Here is a 273-nt window from a genome sequence, read left to right on the forward strand (position 1 = left end):
GGCGGTTCGACCGCGTGGCCGACCAGCGGCTCGACGATGCTGTCGAACTTGGACGGATGCGCGGTCGCCGCCACCGCCCACGGCCGTTCGTCGCCCTGGGCGCGCAGGGTCTCGAGCGCGCGCAGGCCGGTCGCGGTGTGCGGGCAGGGCACGATGCCGTAACGCGACGGCGCGGCGCGGATGGTGTCGACGATGGCGGCATCGTCCACGCCCTCGGCCTGGATCGCCGCGCGCAGTTCGGCGTCGTCGCGGTGCCAGTGGCGCAGGCGTTCG

The 273-nt window shown here is 75.1% G+C and carries 1 protein-coding gene; it reads right to left on the minus strand.

Going from position 1 to position 273, the window contains the following annotated elements:
- On the minus strand, positions 1 to 273 hold a 273-nt coding region (locus HKX41_11505; GenBank protein ID NNC24758.1), incomplete at both ends, for a threonine synthase.

The organism is Salifodinibacter halophilus (assembly GCA_012999515.1).
Taxonomy (GTDB): Bacteria; Pseudomonadota; Gammaproteobacteria; order Nevskiales; family Salinisphaeraceae; genus Salifodinibacter; species Salifodinibacter halophilus.